Consider the following 7,145-nt stretch of genomic DNA (forward strand, 5'->3'; position numbering starts at 1 on the left):
ATTTAGTCTACAAAACTCGGGAAGTTGAAAGACCAGGTAGAAAGCTACCCAGGCTCAAAAAGCCAAAAAAACCTCATTATATGAATTATAAACCAATTTAATCCTTAACTAAACGACATTGAATTAGGTATTGTAAATTCACCCACCAATCTTTTTCTACCGCAATAGGGTTTAAATTCTTTATTCTGAAAATTTCATTGAAGATCTCAGCTCTATCCTCAATTGTCAATTTCAAAAACTCACTTGGCATATTCTTGATCTTTAATGGACTGGTCAATAATTTTCTCAATCCATGCTGGAGCTAAGCCCTTGTCATGAATTAGATTGATTTTCTTCTCTCTTTTCAAGATATCGACTATCTTTTTTATTTCAGCTTCTTCAATATTGTCTTTTCCAATTGATTTTAATCCTTGAATAACAAGAGCAATAGTATCACTTTTATTAGATAAATTTTTCGGACTTGTTCTTTTGAATAGGATTGTTTGATTACCGATTTTAACAACCCTGGGCGCTCCATCCGTTAAATAAACAACATTTACAGGAACCTGAGTCATTAAGCCTAATGCATATTGCGCATAGCTTCCCGTAGGCATTATTCTTGCCCTATCTCGTTTGGCAATAGCTTGAGCTACTTCATCAATACTTGGATAAATTTTCCCCAGAAGTTTGGACTCCTTGGGCATGGTATATATCCCTTGAGCAATTCTGTCAATTTCTCCTTTTTTAACCATTCGGTGTAAAGCTACCCTAATTGCCTCTCTATTTCCTAAGGATTTGAAGTCCTCAGGAAAAAACAAAGTGCCTTTTGGCTTTGACGAGATTTGTTGAATTATTTTAATTTCAGTAGATTCCATATCTCATAGTATGTAACAAATTTATATATTATTTGTTACAAAAACCAAACTAAGAGGTCACTTTAAATCAAATCATCCGAGTTCATAATTAATGATATTCGGTTCGGAGAAAATTAGAACGAGGGTAAATTTTATCTTTTCTTACTCTCGTTCTAATGTTAGGAGTAAACATGACACTTGATGAGTGCTTCAAAATTCATCAAGCTAAACTATATTTAAATACATATAATTTACAATATTTAACTCTCAGTGTATTCAAAAGCATATAAAGAAAAATGTTGCAGATTGCAGGATCATAGAATAACTTCACCTCAATGAAGGCGGCTTCTCTTCAAGAATCATCAACCCTTCAATTTCCAAATCACGAAGCTTCATTCCAGCTTGGAAAAATTCATCTGCCTGAATATGCTTCTTGAATTCGTAAATCAGTTTAAGTAACATCTTTGCCTTATGAATTCTATCACCTGGAAAAGGGGTTAAATTAGCCTCTAAGATCTTTTTGAGCTTGATTTCAATCTGCACCTCTCTCCTATCCAGTTCTGCTAAAATTTCAAAAACACCCATTGTTTATATTATTAACATTAATAATCCAATAATATCATCAAATTACAATACTTAGACAAGAGGTTATAATCGCGAGCATTCAAATAAGGATTAAAACTTTCCTACAACTTACAAACATTATTACGGTCTAACCGCTTCTTGCCTTCCAATAACTCTTCATGGAACGAACTGAATTCATTAAGATAAATATCATCACACGATGTTGTCGGATCGTACCAATCAGCTTTTGCTTTAGCCCAAGAAATCCACTCATCTCTGTCTTTTATACCTTGAATAGTTGAGTTTGGATTTACCTCAACACAGTTAATATACTTCCTGATAGCTTGTGTCCTCTCCCACCGAATACTTTGCCCAAGCAACCCTTTAAAGTCACTGAATTCAGCTTCTTTTTTGGCATTTTCCTCTTTAATAATAACTTGCTTCCTTTCATATTCTCGCCAATATTCTTCCCTTATCAATCTTTGTTCATGCTCCTTTTTTCCAATGTATTCCAGACTTCCATTAACTCTTCCAAGTTTTTCTTCAAGCTTGGAGTATGGTGTATCACCCCATTGTTTTTCAACACAAGTGCATCTTCTCATATACTGAAAATATAGTTCCCCACTAAGCTCTTGATCCCGAAAACCACAGGAGTTTTCATCTTGTTCTAAAAACCGACTTTTCTCCCACAATCTGATCTGAATTTTCTCCTCAGAGATAAGTAAGAATGTAATCCCTTCGCAATTCATGATCTTTAATCCTCGTTTCTCAACTGCCTTAACAAAGGAATCAAGTATCAATTTAGCTCTTACAAGACTCTTCTTCCCAACTGCAAAATCAAAGGTATCACCACGATTGATAATCTTATCCCTATTGATCTTAAACCTACTTGGATCATCCTCTTTGAGGTTCATCTCAACCACCATGGTATGAGGCTTTACGAGCTTATTAGGAACCCTAAGATTCAGTGATTGGTCCATCTACACAGCTAAAATAGCTGTCTCTAATGCTAATTTTCGATTATGCCTATTCATAATAGTAGATAAAATGATGTAAAATATCTAAATACAATATATTATTTCAATTATTCAGATTTTAATTTATTTTAATTCTTCAAAATAGAAACAAATACGCTACATTCACACTATAATAGAACATAAATCAAACTATAATTTTACAATTTAGAACTATGGAGAGGACCTATTACGATCAAAAAGTTAAAGATGAAGCGATGAGAAGATTTTTTGAAGGAGAGCCATCGACAAAGATTGCTAAAGAAATGAATATTCAAAGCCCAGATCTCATTAGGAAGTGGGTTCAACTAAAAAGAAAGGAATTAAACCTCCCTCCAAATTATAGGGCGTCAACCTATGCAGAAAAAGGTGATGAAGTAATTAGGTTAAGAGGAGTTATTGCAAGGTTAGAGATTGAAAGAGACATTGTTCTTAAAACACTAACATTGGTTACTACAGGAAACATTGAAGATTGGGAAACTTTAAAAGAATACTTTATTGATCTAAAAAACAATTAATTATCTTTTGAAATATAAAGGGGCGAGACCTTCTTTGTTGATCTTGCTTGTATTGAGTCGAAAATTTAGTGTTGGTGTAAACATTTCATTTGTTTTTAATGAAATGCTAAATTACTTAAATGCAATAGGTTGCACCAGCGATTTTCCATAATCACCAAAAAGATCACCAATCGAAATAGGTCTCGATGAGAAAATGAGTAGGTCTCGATTTTTCCGCAAAAAGTTAGAAAAATTCAATGCTTTTCGAATTCTCACAAAATAAAAAAAGCCCCAAATGCTAAAATTTGGGGCTTTTCGAAAGATTTGATTAACTAAATGCAGAGGAGGAGGGGAAAAGAATATCTCCATTAACCTCTCATTATCAATATTTTACAATTTTTATCAGTTTGAAACTCACCGAATCACTCACCTCGTAAAACACACCATATTTTACAGATACCTAAAACTACTTGGAATTTAAAACCATCTTTCAAAAATCTATTTTCGATTTTAACTCACCAAAAAACAGATAGCTTTAATCTAAGCAAGCGGGGAATAAAAACAAGAACAGGTCTAAATCCAACCCTTCAAATAAACATATCTATTTAGGGTGGAGATTTTCCAAATTGACTAGGCGCAATTGAAATAAACTTTAAATGTCGAACCTATTCCCAAATCGCTTTCCACTTCAATGTCTCCACCGGAAAGGCTGATGATTTTTTTTATCAAAAATAAACCCACTCCTGTACCTTCAACATGATCATGAGCTCTTTTAAATCTAGCAAAGATTTCCCGTTTTTTGTTTTCGGGAATCCCAAGCCCATTATCAATAACAGCTAATACTATGAAATTATCCTTTGATTCAGTCCTTAGCATAATTTCAGGCCTTCTATCCGGAGAACTATACTTAATTGCATTACTCAATAGATTTGTCAGAATACTCCTTAGGTTTTTCTTGGAAAATGGAATTGCAGCAACTTTAAAGTCGTGACTAATTAAAGCTTTGGATAGATTCAATTTATCATCCATGGATAACATTATCTCTTTAAGCATTTCTGCTACATCTATATTCTCAGTTATATCTATTTCATTTTCAATTTTTACTATATCCGTAAGTTCATTGATAATAGCACCAAGATTGAGAGTGGATATATTTATCATTTCTAAAATTTCCTTATCAATATCTCCATGAATTTCTAATGTTTCCTCTAATATCGAGATCAATGCTGTAAGATTGTTTAGCGGACCCTTCAAATCATGTGAAACCGAATAAATAAAGGTATCATGGTCTTCATTGATCCGTGAAAGTTTATTTTGGACTTTTTTTAATAGTGTGATATCATTGAAAGTAATAATTGCACCATCATTCTGATCATCTTTAAGCTTGAGATAGGGAACCACCATCATCTGATACCACCTACCATCATTGGTCTGCACCTCTTTTTCAATTTTATTATGCTCAGAAATTACCTCAGCAATATCTTCCATCATAGAAGAGAATTTGATATTCGTAGATATATCACTGATTAACCTACCCAAATCACTTTCTTTGAGGTTAATTTGTAAAATTGCAGATGGCGAAAACTTCCTTAATATAAAATTTTTGTCCACATATAGTTGCGCATTGATTGTAGAATTGAAATAATTATTCAGGTCATCATTTAAGTCTGCAAGCTCTTTTATTTTTAATTGATATTCACTGTTTACTGTCTGAAGCTCCTCGTTAACAGACTGAAGTTCTTCATTGGTGCTTTGTAATTCTTCATTCCCTGAAATCAATTCTTCATTATAAGAAGAAATATTATCATTAGAAGCTTCAAGTTCAAGATAGGCATTTCTAAGTTTATGTTTAGTTTCGTCTAACTCAAGCTTCATGTCTTCAAAATAACGATCAGTATATTTTGCTATGCCAAAAGTCTCACTATCTTCTTTAGGAAATTGTACTTGATTTTCGTCCCCGAATAAAACCAAAATCGCATCTTGAGATAGTTGATCTAGCGAAATAAAAGGTTGAACTAATATTTTTATCATTTTTTTTTGTCCACCAACATTGCCTGGAATATTATTTATTTTAATTACTCTGTTAGTTTTTATAGCTTTTTTAACGGTTGTTGATATCGCAATAGCTAGTTCTTTCGGAAGCATTTCCAAAAGGTTAAAATTAAATATCTTTAGAAGCAAAAATCTCTCAAAATCACCTATGCTATGCTGAATTTCAAAATCAGTATCTATCCAAATCGCAGCCTGATGTCCTGACTCCACTAATAATGTGTGATGGATCAGATCTATTAAATTGTTTTTCTTTTGTTTTTTTTCAAGCGTTTCTCTCAAATTGAGATTGATGATTTGCTTTTGTAAACCAGGAGTACTGTAGGTAGTATTTCGCAAGTTCTGAATTACTCCTTTGCTTTTGAAAATCTTCCATCTCTTATCTTGTTCGATAAATGAATTTTTTAAATCTCCTAAGCTCTCACTTGGACCCAAAAACAAATAGCCACCAATATTGAGGCAAAAATGAAGGGAAGCGAGGATTTTTCTTTGTAATACTGGATTTAAATAGATTAATAAATTTCTACAGCATATTAAATCTATTTTCCCATAGGGTGGCTGTCTGATGACATCATGCTCGGCAAAAATGATCATTTTCCGGACGCTTTCTCTTACTTTAAATTTTTTATCTTTTTTTAAAAAATATTTTTCAATTCTCTCTTTGGAAACATCTTTTGATATATTTTCTGAATAGATCCCTTTTGAAGCATGCTGCAGGGCTGCTTTATCTATATCACTTGCAAAGATTTTTACATCTAAGTTTTTTTGAAGGGATGCTTGGATCTCTAGTATAAGAATAGCTATAGAATAAGCCTCTTCACCTGTAGCGCAGCCTACTACCCAAACCTTAAGGATGTCGTCTTGTTGTTTATTTTCAATAATGTCTCTTAGTACTTGATCATTGATAATTTCAAAAGCTTCCCTATCACGAAAAAATTTAGTCACACTGATCAAAAAATCTTTTGCTAGAATATCGATTTCAGAAGGATCCGATTTAAGAAATTCAGTATAATCCTGTAATTCAGTGATATGATTTTTTGCCATTCTATTGAGCATTCTTCTTACAATAGTTGGTTTTTTGTATTCCAAAAAATCAAATGGCGTATTTTCTTGAACCAGATTAAGGATTTTAACTATTTCATCCTCATCATTTTTAGAAAGAGAATTTAGATTTTTCTCAATGGAAACTTGATTTAGATAAGAAATTACTGCTTCAGGGATTAATTCCGGGGGACAGATGACATCTACATCTCCAGATTCAATGGCACTTTTAGGCATTCCGTCGAATTTAGAACTTTCTGGGTTTTGAACAATCACAAATCCTCCATTTTGCTTGATTGATCTAATTCCTTTAGTTCCATCTGTTCCAGTACCCGAAAGTATGATTGCTATACTTTTACTTCCACAATCATTACCCAAAGAATCTAAAAACATATCGACTGCAGTATTCGGTTGCTTTCCCAAGCTATTAGTAAGATATAATCTTCTGTTTTTGATTGTCATATTTTTCCCTTTTGGCAAAAGGTAGACACAGTTTGGGTTTACAATCATGCCATTTTCGGCTGTAAAAATTTTCAGTTTACAATGCTTCGTAAGTGTTTCTGCCATAAAGCTTTTATGTTTCGGAGAAAGGTGTTGGATGATCACATAGGCTGCTCCATCTACTTCAGTTTTATCAAAGAGGGAATGGATTGCCTCCATTCCTCCAGCTGAAGCACCAATAGCCACTATAAACAAATCATTAAAGGAATTAAGACTTTTGTGAATCATGACCATGTTTTTTTAAGAGTGTAGGATTACCATATTTTTTTGAGACAAGTTAAAATAGAAGGAGCTTATTGCTTTGTCTCCAACTAGGGTTCAGATCCAGAAAGATAGAACAGTATAAACCCAACTAGTTTTGCTAAAGATAGAGCTAATTTTGTTTAATTAACAATTTCACCATGTCACTGAAAACCAAAATATTAAATTAAAAAAGCTTTATATATAAGGAATATTGTATTGTAATCATTTGAAGGGGATATTATTTAATTTTGATTCAAAAAATGCCATACATCTTTTTTCGGGATAGTTCATTAAACTGTGTCTAAGGTTAAATCTTTCTTTCAGCCTACTGTCTTAGTTGCCTTAAGGCAACTAAGACAGTAGGCTGAAAATTTAGTTTTTTTGCGGTACCCTCTCTGGGTATA

General features: G+C 32.9%; 5 protein-coding genes. 1 reads left to right on the plus strand and 4 read right to left on the minus strand.

The genetic code is table 11. The annotated features are described in order from the left end of the window. Nucleotides 1–239: 239 nt before the first annotated feature. The 3 genes from MM239_RS20450 to MM239_RS20460 all read right to left on the minus strand — a co-directional run bounded on the left by MM239_RS20450 (nucleotide 240) and on the right by MM239_RS20460 (nucleotide 2,377). On the minus strand, nucleotides 240–854 hold the full coding sequence (locus tag MM239_RS20450; protein WP_241350187.1) for a DUF6088 family protein: 615 nt from the start codon (nucleotides 852–854) through the stop codon (nucleotides 240–242). A 306-nt stretch (nucleotides 855–1,160) separates the two neighbouring features. Continuing rightward, complete coding sequence (locus tag MM239_RS20455; RefSeq protein WP_241350188.1) at nucleotides 1,161–1,418, minus strand: hypothetical protein; 258 nt, start codon at nucleotides 1,416–1,418, stop codon at nucleotides 1,161–1,163. Nucleotides 1,419–1,519: 101 nt separating this feature from the next. Next, the gene (locus tag MM239_RS20460) at nucleotides 1,520–2,377 is read right to left on the minus strand and encodes a hypothetical protein (protein WP_241350189.1); all 858 of its coding nucleotides are present in this window, start codon (nucleotides 2,375–2,377) and stop codon (nucleotides 1,520–1,522) included. A gap of 251 nt (nucleotides 2,378–2,628) precedes the next feature. Here MM239_RS20460 and MM239_RS20465 point away from each other — a divergent pair, with 251 nt between their 5' ends. Then, the gene (locus tag MM239_RS20465; RefSeq protein ID WP_241350190.1) at nucleotides 2,629–2,928 is read left to right on the plus strand and encodes a hypothetical protein; all 300 of its coding nucleotides are present in this window, start codon (nucleotides 2,629–2,631) and stop codon (nucleotides 2,926–2,928) included. A gap of 609 nt (nucleotides 2,929–3,537) precedes the next feature. Here the strand turns inward: MM239_RS20465 and MM239_RS20470 are convergent. Then, nucleotides 3,538–6,684, minus strand: coding sequence for a CheR family methyltransferase (locus MM239_RS20470; protein WP_241350191.1), 3,147 nt, complete (start codon nucleotides 6,682–6,684; stop codon nucleotides 3,538–3,540). Nucleotides 6,685–7,145: the final 461 nt, after the last annotated feature.

Origin of the sequence: Belliella filtrata (assembly GCF_022549775.1) — a bacterium.
Classification (GTDB): domain Bacteria; phylum Bacteroidota; class Bacteroidia; order Cytophagales; family Cyclobacteriaceae; genus Belliella; species Belliella filtrata.

Excerpts from the sequence above, each read along its gene's own strand:
- MM239_RS20450 (WP_241350187.1), bottom strand. The coding sequence starts at position 854 with ATGGAATCTACTGAAATTAAAATAATTCAACAAATCTCGTCAAAGCCA.
- MM239_RS20455 (WP_241350188.1), bottom strand. The coding sequence starts at position 1,418 with ATGGGTGTTTTTGAAATTTTAGCAGAACTGGATAGGAGAGAGGTGCAG.
- MM239_RS20460 (WP_241350189.1), bottom strand. The coding sequence starts at position 2,377 with ATGGACCAATCACTGAATCTTAGGGTTCCTAATAAGCTCGTAAAGCCT.
- MM239_RS20465 (WP_241350190.1), top strand. The coding sequence starts at position 2,629 with ATGAGAAGATTTTTTGAAGGAGAGCCATCGACAAAGATTGCTAAAGAA.